The sequence below is a fragment of the Kribbella sp. VKM Ac-2568 genome (assembly GCF_004345365.1).
GTDB lineage: Bacteria > Actinomycetota > Actinomycetes > Propionibacteriales > Kribbellaceae > Kribbella > Kribbella orskensis.
In genome coordinates this window covers 441,103-462,350 of sequence record NZ_SLVF01000005.1, presented here as the reverse complement: position 1 = coordinate 462,350, position 21,248 = coordinate 441,103, and the positions used below count along the sequence as shown (strand labels likewise).

The following is a 21,248-nucleotide window of genomic DNA, read 5'->3' as shown; positions in this document are numbered from 1 at the left end:
TTGAACCTTTCTCAGCTGGGATCTTCAAGGGACAGGGCTTCGATTTCGTCTCGTGCGATGCGTCTGTGTTCGCGTGCTTTGGCGGCGGCGGTGCTGGCGAGGAGTGCGTCGCCGATGGTTCGCCAGCCGGTGTTGGCGTAGGTGAAGTTGCCGACGATGAGGGTGGTTTCGGTGTCGCCGGTGTGTTCGGCGGTGCGGTGTCGTTCGCGTCGCCAGTTGGCCCGTGCTTCGCGGAGTGCTTTGAGGGTGGTGGAGTACTGGCGGGACTTGGTGGAGAAGTGGCCGCCGAAGCCGAGCATGTGGGCCCAGAGCCTGAGGCGCTTGTAGGACAGGCGGCCGGAGTTCTTGGCGGCTTGGCCGGGGTCGAGGTCGGAGCCGGGGCGGCCGAGTCGCCAGCACGCGTCGACCAATCGGCCGGCATGGGTGTGCTCGGTGGCGTACCGGTTGACGGTCGCGTTGGTGAGGCGTGCCGATGAGTGCCCGGTGGCCTCTGCGCCTTTGGTGGCGTACTTGGCCAGGTATCCGGCGACGGCGGTTTCGGTGATAACGCCGTCGACGGCTTGCCGTACGGGTTTCACGTCGAGTTGCTGGCCCCAGTGAATGAGCCAGCCGTCGGGCTTGTCGGGGTGCGGCAGCGACCGGAAGCGGGTGGTTTCGACGGCGTGCCTGACGGCTGCGGCGAGCAGGGTGAAGTCGGCGGCGAGGTGAGGCACGACCAGGAGGCCGGGGTCGAGCGGGTTGGTGCCGTCGAGGCGCAGGAGGGCGTGGAAGTGAGCGACGCCGCGGGACTGCATTTCGGCGACCTTGCCGTAGGACAGTTTGAGGGTGACGCGGTGTTTCTTGGCCCAGCTGCGGAGGGTGTCTTTGGCGCGTTCCATGGTGCGGCGCCACAGTTCGCCGGACAGGGCGTTCCAGACGACCTGGTGGTCGTGGTCGTAGCAGTCCAGGCACAGCGGGGTGCCGAGGATCTTCTCCCCGTCGCGGTGGACCTGTGAGCAGCGTTGATCGATGCCGTGCGGGCACGGGTCGGGTTTGCGGCGTGGCCGGCAGATCTGGTTGCGGAGTTGCCCGTCGCGTCCTCGAGTCTTCCTGGCGGAGTGAACGGGCCCGAACGAGGGTGCGGTGAAGGTGACGAACGCGCACGGGTGCTGTCGCACCGATGCGGGGATGCCTTTGCCGCCGGTGAGACCGGCGAGGACGAGTTGGTAGGTGTCGCCTCGGTAGGTCTCGGCGCAGGAGGGGCAGACAGCGGCGCGGCGGTTGCCGCAGGCTTTGTAGATGACGCCGTCAGGCATGTCGTCGGTGTGGCGGGTAGAGATGATCCGGCCGGTGCGCTCGGACACGATGTGCGACTCACCCCGGAGCTGGATCGGGCGGGAGCAGCCGGCGGCCGAGGCGGTGTGGTCGAGCCACGCGTCGTAGTCGGCGGTGGTGGCGGCCCGGTGGATGGCCTCTTCGAGCCCTGAGGCGGCGTTGTACCGCTTGCCCGGGTCCACGGCCGGGCGAGTGTTCCCGGTGGCCTGTCCAAGCCCTTCGAGGCCGCTCAGGACCTCTTGGATGTTGGCGCGGGTGGTGGTCATGTTCGGCCTCCTTTCGAGACGTTTCGGTGCGGTGTCGGTGGGGCACCGAGAAACCGGCTGGCACGGTCCCGAACCCCATACGGGCCAGTCGGGCTGACCTCGCGCCTCCCCCAAGGGCCGGGGTCAGCCGCAACGACAGGACTCGGGTTGACGGTTACGTGTCACACGGTGGGTGCTGAGGCGGGTTCGAGTTCTGGGCTTCCGAACAGGTGGTAGCCGCAGCCGATGCAGTAGCGGCCGACGGTGGTTTCGCCGAGGACGACGGCGGTGTAGTCGTCGCCGGGTTCGAGGACGGTGGGGCACCAGTCGTGGTCGCCGAGGTGTTCGGCGGCGACCCAGTCGCACAGGAAGGTGTTGTCGGCGACGGCGCGGTGGGCGGTGAGTTCGGCGTAGGCGTTGAGGTCGATGCTCATCGGTGGGTCCCTTCGGTTGCTGGGTGGTGTGGTTCGGTGTTCGCCCTCACCCCCGGGAGTCGCCTTCCGGGGATGGGAGCCAGCAACGAACTGCCGGGGGTGGTTCCTTGTCAGCCGACGGCTGATTCATGGCACGGCAGACAACGGCCGTTCCAGTTGGTGCTTGTGATGGGTTCGCTGCAGTCTCGGCAGACGATGATCATGTCGCCGTCTTCGGTGAAGAGCTTGCCGTTGTGGAGGTAGAGCCGGATGGGCTTGAGGGTTCCGTCGTCGTCGCGGGTGTAGGCGTACCGGGTCATGGTTGATCCGCCCTTTCTGGTTCAGGTGTTGGTGTCGTCTGGTTCGAAGGTTGATTCGCAGACGCCGCAGGTGATCTCCCCGAGTTCGAGGACTGCTTTGGCGACGCGGATGCGGCGTGGGCATTGGCATGCGCAGGCGACCGCGTTGTTGGAGTTCTTCTCTTTGCCGGCCCCGATGGCTTCGGGGTGGCGGTAGGCCTTGAGTGCTTTGGTCAGGTCGGTGATGACCTGGGCGTAGGCCTTGGTGGTTTCGTCTCGCAGGGTGCAGGGCGACCAGCCGAGCTTGGGGTCTTTGGTGGGTTCGAGTCCGAGTTCTTTGGCGAGGGTCGCGAACTTCTCGTTGTGCCATCGGCCTTGGCGGCTGGTGTCCTTGATCTCGCGTGTGTTGGCCAGGCCGTGGGCTGCTTCGTGGAGCAAGGTGGTGAGGACTTCGGGGACGGGTCGTTTGAGTCCTTCGCCGGAGATGAGGACCTCGGCGAGTTGGTTGTCTCCGTGTTGCCAGCGGGTCGGGGCGTAATGCCCGTGTTTGGCTTGGCGGGTGGCGGTGCCGGAGCCGACAACGATGACGGCCGGTGGGACTTCGGGGTGGTTGGCGCGGATGGCGGTCCAGGCGTCTTCGAGTGCGCCGACGAGTTGGGCGGCGGTGAAGTCGTCTTGACGCCTTCGTGTCAGCCGGGCCTTGGGTGAGCCGACGCGGGTGGTCTGCTTCTTGGCCTTCTTGATGGTGACGGTGACGGCCGGGTGGCTCGCCCCGGTCTTGGATTCGCGGAGTTTGTTGCGTACGGCAATGAGTGATTGGTAGCCGGTGGCTCGTCCGCCTTGGGCGGCGCGGACTTCGTCCATACGCTGCTGGACGGACTCGAGCGCGGCGGTGGGTGTGCCGTTGTAGGTGGCGGTGGTCTTGGCGACGGTCCAGCCGGTGAGGCCGGTGAGGGCGGCGGTGTTGTGGCCGGTCAGCCCGGTCAGCTTGGTAGTGGTGGCCGGCGTCGGGGTTGTGGTGGTTGTCATGGCTGGTCCTGGTAGAAGGCGTCGGCGATGTCGCCGGGGTCAGACTCCGAGGTGGGCCGCAGCGTGGGGCAGTCGTGGAGGTGGTAGTCCCCGGGGCAGCCGCAGCTGCGCTGGGTGTCTGGTTCGTCCTGGATGGATTGGCGGGTCCGGGTGATCCAGCTGGTGATGACTGCGACGGTGGACCAGTCCCAGTTGGCGGTCCAGCCCACGATGGCCAGGTCGTAGCTGCCGAGTTCGACGCCCGCGGTGGAGAGTGCGTCGAGCAGTATGGCCTCTTGCGCGGATGACGGCAGGTAGCCGCGGGGTGGTTGGTTGACAGGGCCGTCGGGGACCTGCTGGCTGTGGTTGGTCACGATTTGTCTCCGTTCCACTCTTCGGGGACGTACAGCGGGCCGTCGGTCCATTGCTCGGTGTGGGTGGCGTGGGCGACCTGGTGGTCTTCGAGGAGCGCGCGGGCTTCGTAGAGGGCGTCGATCAGTTCGCTGATCGCGGTGACGGAGTTGGTGACGAGTTCGATCTCGACCGGGTTTCCGCCGAGGTCGATGACGACCTGGGGCGTGACGCCGTTGCAGGTGAGGTTGATGCCGGTGACGGCGTTGTTGTCGAAGTCGTAGCCGACGATGATTCGGTCTTCGCGTTCGTTGCCGTCGGGGTCGTGGTAGGTCATGTGCCCTCCTCGAAGCGGATGTAGAGCTGGTGCCATTGGCCGTGGTTGGACAGGGCTTGGCGGTGGTGGCTTCGGCAGTCGATGCAGCCGGTGGGCTTGGTGGCCGAGACGACGATGTAGCCGCAGTCGTGGACGTAGGCGTAGTCGTTGGTGGTGGTGACCAGGGCTGCGAAGCCCGTGTCGAAGGCGATTTCGACGCCGATCATGCGGCCCTGCGCAGGTGTACGGCTCGGCGGACGAGCTGGTTGACGTGGTTGTCGGTGAGGAAGGCACCTTTGATGCGGCGGGGGATGCCGCCTTCTGCCAGGAGCAGCCCGATCCCGAGGGTGTCGGGTGAGATGTCCTTGGCGGAGTGGCCTTCTTTGGCCCAGCCGGTGCCGAGGATGATGTCGGAGCTGGAATCGGTGGTGCAGCGGAACGCGAGCCGGTAGCTGAACAGGTCGCGCAGTGAGGTGGGCACGATGTCTGCCGAGGGCCGCTGGGTGGCGGCGACGACGATGATGCCTGCGGCGCGGCCGCGTGCGACGAGGTCACGGACGAGGGTTTTGAACTCGTCTTGTTGTTGGGGTGTGCCGACGGTGACGGTGAAGTAGGCGAGTTCGTCGATCGCCAGCAGGGTTGCCCGGTAGCCGTCTTGGCGGGTGATCTTCTTGCGGCCGGTGTGGGCAAGGTGCAGGTAGCGCTTGTCCATCTCGGCTTGCAGGTCGCGAAGGACCCGGAGTGCTTTGGTGATGTCGTTGCCGACGAAGTCTTTCGTCACCGGTGCGTAGGGCAGGAGTTCGACGAGTTTGCCGTCGATGAGGACCAGGTCCACGTCGGTGCACAGTGCGGCGTGGCTGACGATGTTGCCCAGTGCCACGGATTTGCCGGAGCCGGGCTCGCCTCCGAGCAGGATGTTGCGGTACATGAGTGGCACGTAGACCGCCCGGCCGCGGGTGTCGACGCCGAGGTAGGCCGGGGAGTAGATCGATAGGGAGCCCCTGGGGGCGGGGGTGGCCCCCGGCGTGCGCCGGGGGAACACCTGGAATCGGTTAGACATAGTCGGACACGTCTTCTCCGTTTGCGCCCAAGATCACGATGTTGCCGTCGTTCACGGCAGCGCTGGTCTTGGTCTTGGATGTCTTGGTGCGGGTCTCACCAGAGGTGCCGGTTTTGGTCGGCGGTGGGGTGGTGGACTCGGCAGGGACGGTCTCCGGGGTGATGAACGGCAGGAGCGCGTCTTCGTCGACTGCGGCTTCGGGCAGTCCGCTGGTGTCGTGCAGCAGTGGCGAGGTGATGTTCTTGTTCGCCAGCGGGTCGCGGCGATCGATGTCGATCCGCACGAGGGCGGCGTTGCGTTGCGACCGGGCGATGAGTGCCGAGCGCGCCCAGCACGCAGACGCCAGCGTCTCGGTTTGGTTCTCGAGCTTTTCGATCGAGAGTCCGGGGCGCATCCACAGCCAGACGACCTGTCCGGTCTTGGTGGAAAAGCAGCCCACGATGAAGGGCAGGTTGCCGGAGTAGTTGAGCATCCGGGTTTCGACCAGGCAGGCCCTGACGCGGTGGCGGGTGATGACGCACCACATCCGGTTGCGCAGGAACCGGCGTACCGGTGTGTCGGCGACGAGCCAGTAGAAGGTCCCGACCAGGAACACCACCGCGACCCAGGCGGGCAGCGTGTCGGCGAAGAAGGTCCGGATCGAGGCGAGGTGCCAGTGCCAGACGTAGACCAGTCCGGCGAGCACGGTGAATTCCCAGCGCCAGCGCCACAGGCTGAGCAGGATGACGACCGGGGTCGACTGATTCGGGCGGGTGATGGTCTCGACCGCTCCGGGCATGATGGCGGTGGGGCGTCCGCGGCGACCTTGTCGCCAAGACGACTTCGAACGGGTAGATTTGGGCATGACTCGCCCTCCCTCTCAGGGTTGGTGAGATGGAAAGACACGAGGCCGGGTTGGTTTCCTAGGCCGGGTCCGACCCCGTGTCTGTGTTCCAGGGAGCGGCCCCTCGGGGGGCCGTTCTTGGGTTAGCGGTGGTTCGGCGGCGTTGACACGTAAGCGTCACCCGCGGCGGCCTCAGACGAAGCCGACTTCCAGACCGCGTACGCGTAGTCGCGTGCGGCGTACAGATCGAGGCGCCGGTTGCAGGCCTCGCGGTACAGGTCGAACAGTTGCCAGAACGCGTCAGACGCGTACACGGCGAGGGCGTCGTTGCTCACCACAACAAGTGGCTCCGCCCGGTTCAGGGAGTTGGCGATGCTCTCGTCCAGCAGGACGATCACCATCTCGATCTCGACGATCTCGTTGCACTTGACCAGGTACTCGGTCCGTGCCTCATTCGCTGTGATGGTTCGGTGTTCCATCGGTTGCGACATGACTACCCCTTAGCTGAGCAGTTGCACGAAATCACGGGACGAGTGGAGAACTAGGCAGCCTTGCCAGCGGCCTGCGCGTTGAGAGTCTTCGCCCGGTACGCGACACCGTTCCGCCCGTTGGTGGCCCACGGCATGGCCTCCAGCTCGACCGGTACGACGACGGAGCCAACGTTGATCTTCGGCATGGCATTGCCCGCCAGAGTTACGTTGATCACCTCGCCGCCCGTCTCGTCGAGCGCCATCACCTGAACCTGCCAGAGCAGCTCGTTGGTGTTCCGGTCAGCCTTCTGCCGGCCGTTCTGGTCCTTCTTCTCCTCCACCGCCTTGGTGACCGTGAACGTCTTGCCCGTGGTGTCGATGGTCAGCTTCATAGGAATCGCCCCTTCTAAGGCGTCCGACCCCACTCCGATTGAGCAGGTGTTCTAGTTCAGAGCCTAGAACACTTGATTTCGAACTGACAAGCACCAAAGGTCACGAAGTGATCACACAGTGTTGACACTTACGCGTCAACGTGTACGCAGGCGGGAGACGTTATTCGCCTAGCCGGCCGCGGTAGGTCACGCGGCCATACGTGATGCTCTCGCCGTACTCCAGGACGTCACCGGAGTCGTCGTAGATCCAGTTCCGGCCGGACATGATGAGGGCGCCTTCGTCGAGGCCCAATCGTGCAGCTTGGTCAGGCGTAGCGAGCATCGGCTCGAACTGGTCCTGCCAGGCATCCACGGTCCGCTTGAGCGTGCTCGCGATATAAGTGAAGGTGCCTTCGCGGATCCGCTCCGCGCTGAGTAGCAGGGGAGCGCGTTCGGCAAGGTCGCCCTTGAAGTACGAGCTCGATGCCGAAATTGGCTTCCCATCAGCGCGATACGTGACGCGCACTCGCCGGATCACAGGACTGCCAACCTTCACGCCCAGAGCGTCCGCGACTTGCTCAGAGGCCTTGTCGAGAACGGCTTCCGTGATCTTCGCGTACTGGCCGGTGGGATAGACCTTGCCGGTTCGACGTGCTTTGTCGACTCGGTCGTTGGCGGCGCGGCCACGCTCATCCTCGGTAGTGACGATGCTCCCGACGCCGCGTTCAGGCCGGATATACCCCTCAGCGCGCAGGGTGGAGAGCGCCCGTTGGGCGGTCGCGATGGCGACTCCGTAGTCCCGCATGAGAGCCCGTACCGATGGGACGAGATCGCCTGCTTGCAGGTCGCCGTTAGAGATCCGGTTACGGATCTCGGTCGCGATCTGCAGGTACGGCGGTGCAGGACGCACCAATTTCGGCGTCATGACTAGACCTCAAACTCTCCAATCGGTGTTCTAGAACACCGCCAGCATAGATGCCGCGCCCTGTCAGGGTCTAGTAATCGTCCCGCGCGTTGACCCGGTCAATGCCGCCCAGTCCGGTGGCTTTTACTGACCGAGCTACCTCGACATCGGCAGGATCGGGCTTGACGCCTTGCTCCTTAGCGGCCAGCAGCCTGTGGTGCGCTGCCTGCAATTCGAGCACTTCGCGTAGGCGAGCCTCTTGGATCTCTTCCCAAGTCGCCATGGTCACTCCCACTTCAGTCCGGTGATGCGCTCGTACATCGCCACGTAACGAGCCCGAGTCTCCTCAACAACCTCCGTCGGAATCTCCGGACCCGGGGGTGTCTTGTCCCACGTACCCAGGTCACGCGCCCAGTCGCGCACGAATTGCTTGTCGAAGGAGATCTGCCGCTGTCCCGGCTTCCAGTCCTCATCCCGCCAGTACCGCGACGAGTCCGACGTTAGAACCTCATCCGCCAGGACTAGCGTTCCGTCGTTTGCGAGGCCGAACTCGAACTTGGTGTCTGCCAGGTGCACCCCCCGTGCCGAGGTGATCTCTGAGGCCTTGGTGAACAGTTCGAGCGTCTTCGCCTCAAGCGTCTTAGCCAGTTCCGGGCCAACAGCCTCCGAGACCTCCTCGAAGGTCATCGGCTCGTCGTGCCCATCCTCAGGCGCGGTCTTCGTGGTCGGCGTGAACACCGGCTGGGGGAGCTTGTCGCCCTCTCGTAGCCCAGGAGGGATCGACAGTCCAGAGATCTTGCCGGTCTCCTGGTAGGCATCCCAGCCAAGCCCAGCGAGGTAGCCGCGGGCGATGCACTCAACCTGGATGATGTCCACCTGCTGAACCCGAACCGCGCGTCCAGCGAACTCGGCCGGCACATCGGTACTCGAGATGACATGGTTCGGCATCACGTCCGCGAGCTGTTCAAACCACCACAACGACAGACTCGTCAGCAGCTTGCCCTTGTCAGGGATCGGCGTAGGCAACACCACGTCGTAGACCGACACTCGATCAGTCGCAACGAGGATCACCTCCCCAGGCCGATCGCTGTACACATCGCGAACCTTGCCCTGATGAAGAAGCTCCACAGTCACTGTTCTAGCACACCCAATCTTGGGTCTGTCTCGGGCCTTGCTCCAGAGCGAATCGTGCCTCAAGGGCAGCGGAGCCGGTGACGGTCCGATCGACTAGTTCCTGAGTGGCCCACCTGACAAAGTTTGCGAACTGTCTAGCCCCAATCACTGTATGTAGACGGGACCGTTCACCCGTGCGCCCCGATGTCGGGGGGTCAAGTTGCTTTGCTCTACGCCTTCCGGCTGGCGGACACCTCTAGGGGAGTTCAAGCTCCGACTCCTGATCCTCAAGGCTCTGGTTGTCAAGGGCAAGGAGTGCATCCAAGCGATCGGCCAGAAACTCAGCCAGCTCTGCTCGGAGTTCAAGCTCGCGCTCCAGAAGTGATGAAAGGAAAGAGATCCATTTATGAGGCGTACGAGTAAATGAAGTGGCAACTCCGACACTCTCCGTGAGTACGGCGCTTTCCGATCCGTCAGAACAGTTAAGCAGGATGGATCCCAGAAGTGTCCAATCTTCGGGTGCCGAAGGGCTTCTCAAGCTAAATAGAGCAGCTCCCGCAAGGCGCGCATCAGAAGCAGTAGACCGCAAAAGCTGGCGATGGAGTTCTGTGAAGCCCTTGAATTTAGGTTCTGCCGGCCTCGCATGGACCTCGGCCGTTGTACTGGATGCGAGCCACTGAATGATCAGCCGGGCGCCTCGGATATGCCTACTTGATCCGGCTTTGGTCGAGATAGGCAGTAACCGAGACAATATAGCTCTCTGCCTCTGCGGACTGTTCCCCACCGGAAGGTAGACACTTCGCGTCGGAGGAACTTTTGCCACGGCGCTTAGTGAGCGATCCAGAAGCCTCTCAGATATCTGGACAGACTCCGCTAAGCGTCTAGTTAGCACCCAGGCAATCAAGTCCGCCTCGCGACTACCGATTCTGCGGGAAAGGAGATAGGCAAGAATTGTGTCAATCGCTTCAACGGGTACTCGCGGGCGGCCATACGAAAGCAAGCGCCGGATAAGCATTCGCTTCGGCCTGGTCATGACTTTACTACTGCGAATGCCCTTCACGATGAACATATACTGATCCCGCTCTAAGCGCAGGCCTGCACCTCTGGGTGCTACCGCAGGAAGCGCAGCGTAGTCGATCAGCTGTGGATCCACCTCGTTGGCTACTTCTTCGGCAGGAGCCGCTTGAGACCTGGAAGGGGTCCGATGATCAAGCCGGAGAAGCAGCTCAGGTTCAGCTATGTCTCGGCCACGAAGTCGCGTTAGGGTCGTTAGTCTTGCCTTGCTCCAAGCGATCGCGCCATCCAGTCCTCCATACTTGCTAAGGACTGTTCGGGAATATTCGATCGCGTCCTTGTCTCCTGCCAGTTGCGCCGAATGGTAGAAATCTAGAGCTGGAGATATCTCAATTGGATACGATGCCATCAGCTTCTGGAACCAATTCTCGTTGCCGCGTTCGCGATAATACTGGTCGAAGCGTGCTATCGATGACCAGTCGACATTTCCGAGCAAGAGGTGGATGAGCCAGAATGCCCCTGCAAGTCTTGGCTCAAGCAGACCGGTCGAGGCCGCAAAGTCGTCGATTCTTCCGTCGCGGATAGATGATGGCATGATCTCAGCACACCGCCGCATCGCCCGACTATCTAGTCCGACAACTTGCTGCCCGCGTGCCGATGGGCGACCCAACTGCACGAGAGCAGTCAATATAGAGATCGCATGCGTCTGCGTCTGCAGAACGTCTTCAGGCCAAGGATCAGTTAGCTTGCCTATGATTGTTTCTCTATGTTTATCCGTCGGGCCGATACCGAGGAGACCCGTGATCGTGTATTCAATGACCCGGTTGAGTTTCTCCTCTGAGACGCCCGCGTCGGCCAGCCAGTTTAGGTCAGAAGCAGTGTTCAACCATCGTGGACCCACACAAACGGAGCCAATCGTCTCATCTTCCAGTTGATCGACGATTTCGCGAACCACATCGGCGACCGGCTTGACATCCGACCTCATGATCAGTCTCAAGAGCTCGATGCGCTGCGCAGGTGATTCAGCCACTCGCCTAACTAGCCTCGGAAGTAACGAGCTTCCGGGCGATACCTGTTGCATGACATACACAAGGCTGATGAGCCGTTGCGGAGAAAGATCTGTTATCCATTGCTCAACAACGGGGATTACGTGATCCCGTATGTCCTCAGGCGGGAGGCGGCGAAGCATCTCGGTTACCGCGCTGAGCCGCAGACCAGAAATCGACTTGCGAAGCACTTCAAGTCCAAGCTCAAGCAAGCTTCTCTGGAGTCGGCGGTTTGGTCCGAAAGCGCGATCTCCGGCGAGTTCTAGAGCAAGCAAGCTTCCACGCCGAACGAAGCGATCGTTACCCTCTCTATCAATGGATCTACAAACTTCGATAACATTGGCTGCCTCGCCAGGGTAGTTTCTTCCAACTCGTCCAGCAAAGAACAACGCGACGTTCCGCCAGTGTGCCGTCCTCGCGATCGCTTCAAATCGGCGATACCGCTGATCAGTATCTCGGGACGTGTCTGTGAGATGGCATGCGGCGAAGAATTCCTGAATGGATCTTAGTTCGAATCCGAAGATATCCGCAGGGGATTCGACAATCAAGACTAATCTCTCGCCGGCCTCCTTGGTGATCGCACGCAGTTCAGACTCTCGAACACTCACAGGCGAATAGGGATCCTGTGCTTGAAGGAATGTGTCGACCAGCTTGATATATTCGGGACGTTCCAGGGCGGCGCTCATGGCTGTAGCGCGGGTAGCTTCCTCGTGCAAAACGTACCCTATGTACTTATGGAGTCCGATCAGCAACTCTTTCTCGGACTGAATGATATTACGGCCTTTTGCCGTTTCGCGCTTATAGATCACTTCTAGGTACTCGTCGAAGAGTGCTTCGCGCTGCCTAGGAGGGCTGCCGCCCGCCGAAATAATTAGTACGAGGATGGTGACTTGCAAGGGGGTGTTGGTAAGAAGTCGGATTTGAGGATCAGCCAGACATTCTCCAATGCTTTCCCTGAGTCTTGAAGATTTCCCTTCATCCAAGTTCCGCGCAACGATCCACTTCTCGACATAATCCCGAACTTGTTCGGGCTCAAGCCTCGCGAGGCTGAAGTGCATGTAGCTCTTTGGATCGAATTGCTCGACATATCCCGTTGGGCGTGTGGTAGCAAAGACCTGAAGATCCGCCTTGAGTACCGACTCGCATTTCGTTGTGAATTCGCCCAGTCGTTCGAGTAGCCGTTTTCGAAGGGTGGGGTCCGTTACCTCATCAAGGCCGTCAAGGATGAATAGTACCGGATTCTCTTTAATAACCCGATGCAGCTCGGTGACAGATATGTCGCGAGCAGTTACCTTTTGTATATGTTCTGCAATGTACGAGTCGAGGGTATCGGCGTCTAATGGTTGGGCATGCGCGGACCGCTCTGCGAGCCATTGTCCGAAGTCTCGTAGAACTATACGGAACGGAATTCGAGGAAGTACCGGAAAGTACCTTTCATCGTCCGTTATCTCCTCCAGACGACCAAGTAGGTTGGCTCGATGAAGTTGCGCTACATACTGACCAACCGTCGACTTCCCTTCGCCGGGACCGCCGACCAGGACTACTTTGTCCACCTTCTCGGAAATGAGGAGACGAGCCATCGCTACACGATCGCCGCTGCGGCCTTGCCCATACGATTCCTCTGCTATTGCCAGCAGCTTACTGGACATGCTGCGATGGAGATACCTGACATCGGAATCTAGATCAAAGAAGACTTCCTGAAGGCGAACAGGCTCTTCCGAGACATCTCCAGCCTGATCCAGTTGAGCATTTTCTTCACGCCCAAGGAGAACTTGCAGGTACGATCGAACCGTCGTGGTTGTTTCGTCCAATGAGCGATTCTTCTCTTCGAGAAGCTGCGCAATCAAGTCGCCGGGAACTATGAGGTGGAGGTACGCGGTCCGGATGGCAGGGTACTTCTCTAGAAGGCGAGAAACGTCGTCGCTGCCCCAAACTGCACAGTTTCGGATCTTATCTCGGTATCGACTGAATGTTCGTTCAATTCTATCCAGCGTTCCAGATCCGGCGACAGGGGAAAGCGGAACATTTGTTATGAGGATGTAGTTGTCACACGGCAATTTGTATTTGTTGACGATCTTGTCGAGTTCCGCGTCGAGTTCTCTGACAATCGCCTTGCGAGATTTGTCAACGCCGACCAGTTCCGTGTTGTGAAATTTGACCTGGAAGATCCACTCTCCGGACCACGGTTCTGTTGTGGAGGGATAAGGTGCCTTTCCGGAGAAAGTAGCCTCTCGGCCGCCGTCTCGGCCAGTGCCGAAGGTGATCGTCCCGCTTCCGATAACTTCCTTCAGCAGTGCCTGCACCATCCGCTCGAACTCGTCTGCTCCGAGCGAGTTGAGCCGATACTGGGGCATGTTTCCTCCGTATCAAAGACGTGCGGGGCGGAGATGAGTGGCAAACTCTACGACATCTGTGCGGCGATCGTCTGCGCTTCACGTGCAAAACCGGTGGGCGTCTTGTATTCGTAGGCATCGACGGCTCTGATAGAAGGCGGGTACCTAGGGTCATCGCCAGCACTGATCGAGCTGGCAGGCAGACGGCAGTCTCCTCGACTGTGCTTGATGACGTAGCCATGGCGGTTGGTGCGTACTTCGCAGCTGCTGCTTCGAGTCGTCGGAGTGCGGCCAGTACTGACGAGGAGAACCGCAGGCCTCGGCGCTTGCGAGGTTGAGTGAGCCGGTCGGGGCTCTGGCGACCGGCATCTGTTGCAATCCAAGCTCCGACGTCCAGGCGGAAACTGACAGGGATCACCGAGCCGCGCATGTCCCTCCCTGAAGGAGAGCATCGCCGCGAGCGCTTCCTGACAAATTTCTCTACGTCTTCAAGACGGGCCCTCCAGGGCCCGAAAGCGCGCCGCCACCACAGGACCGGGGGAGCGGGGCAGCCTCCGGCTCCTCGCCTAAGGGCTCGTCGTCCCCGTCCCCCCGTTGGCTTGGCGCGCACGTGCCAAAGGGTGCCGGTCGCGGACAGCGGAAGTCCACATCAACGATCGACACCCTGTCGATGTACCTACTCGCCAATCGGCCGGCTGCTGGCCCGCCGTGGTCCAGACGCGCCTGCCGTCTGATCCTGAGCTACCGCATCGCCCCGCTAGCAATCATGGGAGGGACGGTCCGGCCCGGCCCGCATCAAGGGCGCCTCCGGCGTCGCTCCGCGATCGAGCAAGCTCGACCCTGGACCCGACCCGAACCGAACCTAAGGTCGGCAGCTATCGGGACGATGCGGTAGGACTGCCCGTGCCATTGACACGTAGCCGTCAACTGCGGCTGCTTATCTGCTGACGTTCTCAGAACGTTTGTGAATTAACCCCGATTTGAGACCGCTTACAAGTATGGAACATATTTCGGCAGCCCCATCAGAAAGGCCGCCGATGCGAAGTTGACCGTTTCTGATCGCGTACACTTTGGTGTTCATGTCTGGTGCAATCATTACTTCAGTGAGTCCGCTCAATTCGACCGGCCTTGCCTTCCGGTATGGCTGGAAGCGATTCCAGCTTCCATGAGGAACAGAAAAATACAGCGACGGAGAAAGTAAATCTTCACTCAATCTGCCGCGCATGGTCTCACTCGGGTAGCCAAACCAGATTAGGATCTCGCGATCCTCTCGGTTTCGGACGAACTCGAACCAGGTATTTCCGGTCGAATCTCTAGCCTGAATTAACCGAAACGACTGCAGGTCCAGCATGCCAAGATGGTCGACTCTCATCCCCGAGAGCGCCAATTCACCGTTGAGCTGCGACGCAAATTCAAGAAATTGATTGGACCACCAATCGAAGAACGAGTTTCCACGACTCTGCAACTCTTCCTGGAAAACCCTCCGTACGAAAGATGGTCTACCGACCTCTCGAGCGTAGCGTTTAATCGTCTTCTGGAAGAGGCTGGCGAGTGGCAAGATATCGCCGCCCGTGTCGGAGAGCCGAAGTGCGTCCAGGTACTCCCCGCGCTGGCTCGCGTGCTTCACAATCGCTGGCGGCAAACCCGCTTGGCCGAGAGCAAAGTTAGCTAGAAGTCGAGCGATTCGACCATTGCCATCTTCGAACGGGTGGATATGCGTCAGCCACGCGTGAGCCGCAGCGGCTCTAAGGGTTGCGCTCCCGGCCATCGGTTTCGCGAACCACTCGGTCAATTCAAACATAGCTGGACTCACATCGATAGGAAGATGTGGCTCATGAGAATTCTCACCAGCAATTCTCACATGCCACCGTTTGTAGCTCCCTGCGTGATCTTCACCAGCGCAGACCATCTGATGGAGGGATCGGATATCGGATTCGGCCAAGGTGCGACCGGCTCCAATGCCGTCGCGAAGGCGCTGTGCAAGAACCCGCGCACCATCCAGTCCGAGCACTGCCACCATGTCTGGATCACCGACGATCGCGTCGGTGAAGAGATGGCGGTCATAGTCTTCGGATACATCATTGGCTCGATCAGAAGTCAAAATTTCCCAAGTTCGCCTAAGGTCTGGCCCAACGCCCTCGATTGCATTGCTTTCGTAAACTTCTCGCGTCCGCTGAACCTGACCGAGCTCGTTGAGATTGAACTGGGCTAGGTCCTTCCTTACGGCATCCAGAGTTTGAGCGATCTTTTCCTCGTCAGAAAGAATCTTCTGCAGTTGCTTCGCAGTCTGTTCATCAACCTCTAGAAGATAAGGCGATCCTTCTAGCGCCTGGTCCATGTTAGTCCCTAACCCCCTGCTAGCCCGCCTATGTGTGACCTCACGATAAGGGCGAAATGTTCGCACAGCGGTAGGTGACACGTGCGTGTCAACGACCTTCTGTGGACAAGCGCCGACAAGGCGTCAGCTCGTGCCCCGCTGATCGCCGTTTCTGGTGGGATCGTATCCTCAGATCCTTGCCCCGTGCCAGATGAAACTCGCGTACGGCGGGTGTTGTGCTATGTCCTGTCGCACGCTTAGTCCAGGACACTTCGGACGTAGTCGACGCGCCCTTTGACCGCAACTCGGAAGCTCTTCCCTGTTGCGGTAGCCAGTGGTTCAGAGTAGGTCACCCTACCCATCTCATCGACAGCCGTCGTGATGAACCATCCAGCTTGATAAATGTTGTCGCCCATGAAACGGGACAGCATTTCCTGGTAGCGCTGGTTGTACGACATGCCGTCGAAAGCAGGGTCGACCGGGAACAGTGTCTTCTGGGTGCGGCGTGGAGCCTCCGTTTCTTTGTCCTCGCGTAGCACAAAGACGTATCCCAGCCACGGCGGTATCTCGCCGTACGCATCGTGCTGGCGCTGGGCAGCCCACGTGTCGGTACCACTGCCCAACGCTTCCTCAAAACGGTTGTTGATGTTCTTTCCAACCGAGCCCACTTGGCTCTTGAACTCCAATGCGGCTACCAGCGTTCCCTTGTAACGGACCGCCATATCCCACTTCTTGTGTGGCCGGTAGTAACCGGGGAGAAACGGCTCATAGACGATCGACTCCCGTGGCATTCCGGCCTCGATAAAGATGTGGGATACGAGGTCGCGGATGCCGTTCATGTGGCCGCCTGCTCGGGCCGCACCGCCATTGAGACCGCCGTCTGCGAGACGAGAAATCTGGTCCTCTCGCCTGGTCCAGAAGATGGATACAGCAGCTTGTGTCGGATCTGGAGCGTCTTCAGTCAAGGTCGAAGTCCTGTAGGTCGATCTGATAGGCGGCCGCCGCGGCGATTGTCGCAGCGTCCACATCGCGTCGCTGGAACGCGGTGCGTAGAGCGTCAGCCGTGTCACCACTGATGCTGTCAGGTGACGGTACACGGATCCGCTTCAAGTACTGACTCTGGAATCGCAGAGTGCCGCCCCGCATCCTGACGCAGTACGCCTCGATGAAAGCCTGAGCGATGCGTGACAGGAGGAGGCCGCCCAGAACCTCCATCTCCCACTTGGCAGAGACCACGTAGTAGACATTGTGATGAGGGTAATGTCCTCCCGGCTCCAGCACGGGGTGGATGGACGCCCGCATGTCTTGGATCAGCAGTTTAGGCCGTTTAGTGAGACTGTGATCGACCTTGTCGATCGTCCGATACCAAGCATGCGGCGATCGCTTGGCGACATGGCGATCTTTGATGCCAGCTCCCGACGTCTCAAGGTAAGTCTTCAGTCGTGGATAGCGCTCAAGCTCGACGAGCTTGCCGTCGGGGGCCCAGGGATCAACGAGATAGTGGCCTGACCACTGGAACTCGCCACTGGCGAGGTCGCGAACCATTGAGAGAGGTAGCAAACGGTCAGGCTCAACGGCGTCCGTCTCCGTGGTGACGAAGACCTTGTCGGCCCCCGTTGCGACGCCAATGCTCACCTTGGTGCCGGTGGAAGCATCGTGGAGCGGGTGGAAATGGTCATTGAGGTGCTCGATCAATCGTAGCCTGCCGGGCGAACCAGTTGGCCACGATTCTTCACCTGGGAACCAGTGCGGCAATCGATACGCTGCAACTCCAGTCGAAGCGAACTCGGCGGTGTTATCGTGTTGCGACCATTTAACCAACTCTGTAGCGCTGCCTGGATTGAAGTCCGCTGTGGTGTCAGCGGCTATGACAGCCCGTTGCTCGCCACGTCGTAGAACTGTAATCGCGGGATATGCCGAGACCTGGGCCTCAAACGCATCGACATCATGCATCACCCAAGCCGCATCGACGGAGTACCGTCCTGAAACGAGGCGCCGAAGGCCGGCGCCATATTGATTTCGCATCCAGCGGTCGGCGCAGATGAAACCGACTCGCCCCTCGGGCCGAAGGATCGATAACGAGCGCTCTATGAAACCCACATAGATATCGGCGCGTCCTCCCATGGTCGGCCACCGGCGCCTGTAGTCGGCCGCGAGCGCGGGAGGAACGTCCTCCAGCCTGATATACGGCGGGTTGCCAACGACGACGTCGGCCTCGACGGTCCCCGATCCCACACTGATCAGGTCGTCGTCAGGAAGCAGGAAGTCTCCCTCAACGACCCAAGCCTCGGCCAGGTCGGCAGCAGTGGCGGGAGTAACGCCCCTGTTCACGAGTACCGACCTGAGCGCCTGACGACACTCCGTTGCGTTTCTAGCCTGCAGCTCCCAGGCGCGTATAGCCGGTCCCAGGGTCTCCCATCCGCGACCATGGGCGGCAGCGCTGTCAAGAAGTCTTTCGACTGCCGCTAGCAAGAAGGCGCCAGTGCCAGCCGACGGATCGACCAAGGTCAAGCCCCCCAGGTCTCGCTCCACCTTGTACTCCGTCAGGTCAAGGAGAGCATCCACTACCCAGCGGCGGGTAAATACCTCGCCGTAGTTCTGCTCGACCACCGCGGCTTCGCCTCTGCTCATGTGCGCCACTCTAGAGGCCGGCAAGGACAGCTCCGTCCAGCGGCGCGTAGAAGCCGTTGAGTAGTCGCCAGGGCGCTCCGAGCCATCGTCGGCGCTGAGGGCATGAGACCGATCATCGGCTAGTGGCCCATTCAAGTTGACACTTACGCGTCATGCGAACGGTCCGGTGGATAACCACCAGGAGACTCAAGCTCAGGTCAGATGAGATGACCCTCACCACTTCCCTGCTCGACCCAATCGAGTAGCGGAGGAGAGGGGTAGGACGGCCGCCGGGCCGCCTGAGAGTCCGGCGCGGCGACCGAGGCGGGCGACGTTCCGGGACAGTCCGACGGTAGCTCCTGAGCATCCCGGTCTCCTCGCACGCTGCGAGCACCACACAGAAGCTTCGGGCCTGGCGTAGCGGCATATAGGCATTGAGTGTTCAGAGGCTGATGTAACCGTGATCATTGAGGGTCTGACCTATCAGTCGGGCAACGTCCGACCGGCCCAGTACCGGCTCAGCTTCAATTAGTCGCTTAAACACCTCCAAGCCGTCCTCGCCCGCCCAATACACACGGAGCACTAACCCCCACTTTGCTGCGTGCTCACGGCCACTAGACGCAGCACGAAGCGTCGCGGCCTCTGTGAGATCTACGTAGCGCGGACGATTGAAGTCGGTTCCAACAATCAGCCAGTAAATGCAGGATGAAAATGTCCCTCGCTGAAATCCCTCCTCATCGGGAGTCCGGTCGAGAAGTTCGATTGCCTCGTCAACGGTCCAGGTAAATTGTTCTCTGACGGTGGCTCGATTGTTCTCACTCATCCACTCCGACCGGTAGGAATTGTCGCCGTTGAGCGAGCAGTAATTGAGGACCTTTATCGCCCAGTCGAGCGCAGTCGGCCGCAAACCGAACATAACTCTGCGGAGGAGGATAAGGTACCGCGCATCGGCTCGACCGAGGCCAAAACAATCATAAGCAGCCGCATCTTGCAGCTCAGCATCATCGGAACCGAAGGCGAGAGCGATCGTTGGCCCCGTAGTCGAGCGCCACATCGCATCAAGAAAGTCATCGAGAGCCTCAACACGTAGTCGATTGGTGATGGGAATCCGAAGCGTCGTGTCTATGCCTTTCTGGCGAAGAGGCTCAGTCAGTTCTGTCCAATACAGCCCGCTGTCAACTGGATCCCATACAATTCCGAAGACCGGGACACTGGACTCCATCCAGAACGTACGCCGCCGCCGATCCGCAGGGATAATGTATCCGTCTCGCTTGCGGAAGCTGACACCGCCTTTGATCTGGAGAGCGATACATTGGCCAGTCAGGCGACCGTCTTTGGAAAAGTCCAGATAGCCGTCCTTACCAAAATCGGTCTGTTCTGGTGTCTCAGTGAACACCCAGCGCTGATCTAGACAGAAATTCTGAAATGCATTGACGGCCTTTTGGCTCGTAACCCATGTATCGGAGACTATGGGGCCGTCAGCATCGTCGGGGGTAGTCATAGCCACGATGCTACGAGCCTCGCTTCGTCCGGCAACGCCACCGACAACCGATGACCACAGACTCTGACCGAATAGAGACATGGAGACAAGTGAGGCAGCCGGGGACCATCTGGTGACCAGGAAAGAGCATCCAACCCGCCAGGCCGCATGTCGAAGCACCGGATACTCGACGCATAGCGACCCGTTTTGACCAGCGGAGACGCCGGACTCCCATGCTGTCCTGTTCAGCGGCCGCTGCGCACTGCAACCGGCTACAGCAACACCGTTGACCCGAAGCAGCGCGAGACGGCCGGTGCGGAGTGACCTCCGAACCTGACCGAGCAATGAGGTGTCGGCCGGCGACGGACGCCCATGGTTTAGCCCATGGGTTTCAACGCGAAACGACGATCGAGGCCCACCATCGACGAAATGCTCACATAACCGGGATCCCTGTGTAGCAAGGGATCTGAGCATCAACGCCCAACAACAGCAAGTGAGCGCCCAGAAAGCGGTGGTTAGGGGTTCGAGTCCCCTCGTCGGCTCTCTGACCAGGCAATATGCCTCTGGAGTGATGAACTTCAGAGGCCCAACTCAACACTTACTCAACTGATTGCCGATTTCGGCCACCAGACTCGTCGCTAGTTCGCAGGACCTTCCGGCGCTTGCAGGCCGTCCTCATGGATGTGCCGCAGCGCATCCCCGAGAGCTTTGGCGGCCGCTGGGTTTCGGACCTTACGGCCGATGTAGTCGTCCCGGGACCATCGCCGCGGCGACGGTGAACCGCCGCTGAATTTGAGTTTGTGTCAATACCTCTGAGGTCGTGCTTGGTGGTGACCGGGGGGAGACGTGCGGGCGGGTGTTCACGCGGGATTGTCGTGGCATGACTACTACTGAGGTGTTTCGCCGGTCTTCGGCGATGAGGTTGGTGTTGCCGGCCGGGGTGGGCGCTGCTGCGGTGGCGGTTAGTGCTGTGCTGCCGCAGGAGGTGCACTACGACAAGGGCATGGCCCCGCTGTGGGTGCCCGCGGTGGCTGCTGTGTTGGCTGTCTGCTCGGCCTTGTTGACAGCCAGGCGCTTGGTTCTGGTTTGTGGTTGGACAGGCGCGGTGCTGTTCCTCTGGGCGGCAGGGGGAGTGGTACTGGACGCGTTCCGGGCGTTCTACTGGGCGACCGGCATCCCCGCGGGTGAGTTTGCCCAGGTGGATTGGCCTGGGGCGCTCCGCCGGTTCGTCAGCCTGCTCGCTGCGGCTGTTGTCGGTGCCGGGACGCTGCGCTACCAGCGGGCTACCTCAGACGGACGGGCACCGCGACAGTGGGGAAGCAGTTGGCTCGGCTATGCCGCGTTCGCAGTCGGCTTCCCGTATCCGATGCTGAAGCTGTACTGGTGTCTCGGTGGTTCCATTGCGAGGCCTGCTGTGTACACCGAGGGATTCCCGGTGATGGAGCTGGTCTGCCTGGTCGCTGGTGCCTCGCTGTCTCTGGCTCTGGCTCAGTCCTGGGGTCGGCGCTTGCCTCGCAGGCTTGTCCTGGCTCCTGCCTGGTTCGCTACCGCAGCACTGGTCAGCATGGCTGCGCTGATGGTCTTCGGCACTGCTAGCCAGCTACTAGGCATCACAGACGGGCCTGTCGACTTCGGGGACACGCAGAGCCTGGTTGCTGTCGGCACGGTGTACCTGTCCTGGCTGGTCTTCGGTCTGACACTTGGTGGAGCGACGCTGGCCTTTCAGCGAGCCACTGGGCCCGTTGATCGGTGAGACTGACT

20 protein-coding genes are annotated in these 21,248 nt (G+C 60.7%); 1 reads left to right on the top strand and 19 read right to left on the bottom strand.

Translation table 11 applies throughout. The features are described from left to right. Positions 1-11: 11 nt before the first annotated feature. The 19 genes from EV648_RS16705 to EV648_RS16615 all read right to left on the bottom strand — a co-directional run bounded on the left by EV648_RS16705 (position 12) and on the right by EV648_RS16615 (position 19,508). Positions 12-1,580: a replication initiator gene (locus tag EV648_RS16705; RefSeq protein ID WP_199234665.1), complete on the bottom strand. Its 1,569-nt coding sequence runs from the start codon at positions 1,578-1,580 to the stop codon at positions 12-14. 161 nt (positions 1,581-1,741) lie between these two features. Continuing rightward, on the bottom strand, positions 1,742-1,993 hold the full coding sequence (locus EV648_RS16700; protein ID WP_132291666.1) for a hypothetical protein: 252 nt from the start codon (positions 1,991-1,993) through the stop codon (positions 1,742-1,744). A gap of 110 nt (positions 1,994-2,103) precedes the next feature. Next, positions 2,104-2,292 (bottom strand): hypothetical protein, encoded by a 189-nt coding sequence (locus EV648_RS16695; protein ID WP_132291663.1) that lies wholly within the window; start codon positions 2,290-2,292, stop codon positions 2,104-2,106. Positions 2,293-2,313: 21 nt separating this feature from the next. After that, entirely contained in the window at positions 2,314-3,300 is a 987-nt protein-coding gene (locus EV648_RS16690) for a hypothetical protein (RefSeq protein ID WP_132291660.1), read from the bottom strand. Beyond that, positions 3,297-3,653 (bottom strand): hypothetical protein, encoded by a 357-nt coding sequence (locus EV648_RS16685; protein ID WP_132291657.1) that lies wholly within the window; start codon positions 3,651-3,653, stop codon positions 3,297-3,299. Before EV648_RS16685 ends, EV648_RS16690 begins: the two co-directional genes overlap by 4 nt. Next, complete coding sequence (locus EV648_RS16680) at positions 3,650-3,967, bottom strand: hypothetical protein (protein WP_132291654.1); 318 nt, start codon at positions 3,965-3,967, stop codon at positions 3,650-3,652. The genes EV648_RS16685 and EV648_RS16680 overlap by 4 nt, the downstream gene beginning before the upstream one ends. Then, positions 3,964-4,173, bottom strand: a complete 210-nt coding sequence (locus EV648_RS16675; protein WP_132291651.1) for a hypothetical protein — start codon at positions 4,171-4,173, stop codon at positions 3,964-3,966. The genes EV648_RS16680 and EV648_RS16675 overlap by 4 nt, the downstream gene beginning before the upstream one ends. Then, positions 4,170-5,006, bottom strand: a complete 837-nt coding sequence (locus EV648_RS16670) for an FtsK/SpoIIIE domain-containing protein (RefSeq protein WP_132291648.1) — start codon at positions 5,004-5,006, stop codon at positions 4,170-4,172. The genes EV648_RS16675 and EV648_RS16670 overlap by 4 nt, the downstream gene beginning before the upstream one ends. Then, on the bottom strand, positions 4,999-5,850 hold the full coding sequence (locus EV648_RS16665) for a hypothetical protein (RefSeq protein ID WP_132291645.1): 852 nt from the start codon (positions 5,848-5,850) through the stop codon (positions 4,999-5,001). Before EV648_RS16665 ends, EV648_RS16670 begins: the two co-directional genes overlap by 8 nt. A gap of 122 nt (positions 5,851-5,972) precedes the next feature. Next, complete coding sequence (locus EV648_RS16660; RefSeq protein WP_132291642.1) at positions 5,973-6,320, bottom strand: hypothetical protein; 348 nt, start codon at positions 6,318-6,320, stop codon at positions 5,973-5,975. A 50-nt stretch (positions 6,321-6,370) separates the two neighbouring features. Then, a complete protein-coding gene (locus EV648_RS16655; RefSeq protein WP_132291639.1) occupies positions 6,371-6,691 on the bottom strand; it encodes a hypothetical protein in 321 nt (106 codons plus the stop codon). 160 nt (positions 6,692-6,851) lie between these two features. Continuing rightward, a complete protein-coding gene (locus EV648_RS16650) occupies positions 6,852-7,595 on the bottom strand; it encodes a GntR family transcriptional regulator (RefSeq protein ID WP_132291636.1) in 744 nt (247 codons plus the stop codon). Between the two features lie 70 nt (positions 7,596-7,665). After that, positions 7,666-7,857: a hypothetical protein gene (locus tag EV648_RS16645; protein WP_132291633.1), complete on the bottom strand. Its 192-nt coding sequence runs from the start codon at positions 7,855-7,857 to the stop codon at positions 7,666-7,668. 2 nt (positions 7,858-7,859) lie between these two features. Further along, positions 7,860-8,708: a phosphoribosylaminoimidazolesuccinocarboxamide synthase gene (locus EV648_RS16640; RefSeq protein WP_370452720.1), complete on the bottom strand. Its 849-nt coding sequence runs from the start codon at positions 8,706-8,708 to the stop codon at positions 7,860-7,862. Positions 8,709-8,943: 235 nt separating this feature from the next. Further along, positions 8,944-13,101 carry an NACHT domain-containing NTPase gene (locus EV648_RS16635; protein WP_132291630.1) on the bottom strand — a complete coding sequence of 1,386 codons (4,158 nt, stop codon included), beginning with the start codon at positions 13,099-13,101 and terminating at the stop codon, positions 8,944-8,946. Positions 13,102-14,017: 916 nt separating this feature from the next. Then, positions 14,018-15,418 carry a Fic family protein gene (locus EV648_RS16630; protein WP_132291627.1) on the bottom strand — a complete coding sequence of 467 codons (1,401 nt, stop codon included), beginning with the start codon at positions 15,416-15,418 and terminating at the stop codon, positions 14,018-14,020. 236 nt (positions 15,419-15,654) lie between these two features. Continuing rightward, positions 15,655-16,362: a PaeR7I family type II restriction endonuclease gene (locus tag EV648_RS16625; RefSeq protein WP_158294002.1), complete on the bottom strand. Its 708-nt coding sequence runs from the start codon at positions 16,360-16,362 to the stop codon at positions 15,655-15,657. Further along, positions 16,355-18,028 (bottom strand): Eco57I restriction-modification methylase domain-containing protein, encoded by a 1,674-nt coding sequence (locus tag EV648_RS16620; RefSeq protein ID WP_132291621.1) that lies wholly within the window; start codon positions 18,026-18,028, stop codon positions 16,355-16,357. Before EV648_RS16620 ends, EV648_RS16625 begins: the two co-directional genes overlap by 8 nt. A 421-nt stretch (positions 18,029-18,449) precedes the next feature. Beyond that, entirely contained in the window at positions 18,450-19,508 is a 1,059-nt protein-coding gene (locus EV648_RS16615; protein ID WP_158294001.1) for a DUF4365 domain-containing protein, read from the bottom strand. A gap of 859 nt (positions 19,509-20,367) precedes the next feature. On the opposite strand from EV648_RS16615, the gene EV648_RS16610 reads away from it, so the two are divergent. After that, positions 20,368-21,240 (top strand): hypothetical protein, encoded by an 873-nt coding sequence (locus EV648_RS16610; protein ID WP_132291615.1) that lies wholly within the window; start codon positions 20,368-20,370, stop codon positions 21,238-21,240. Positions 21,241-21,248 lie beyond the last annotated feature (8 nt).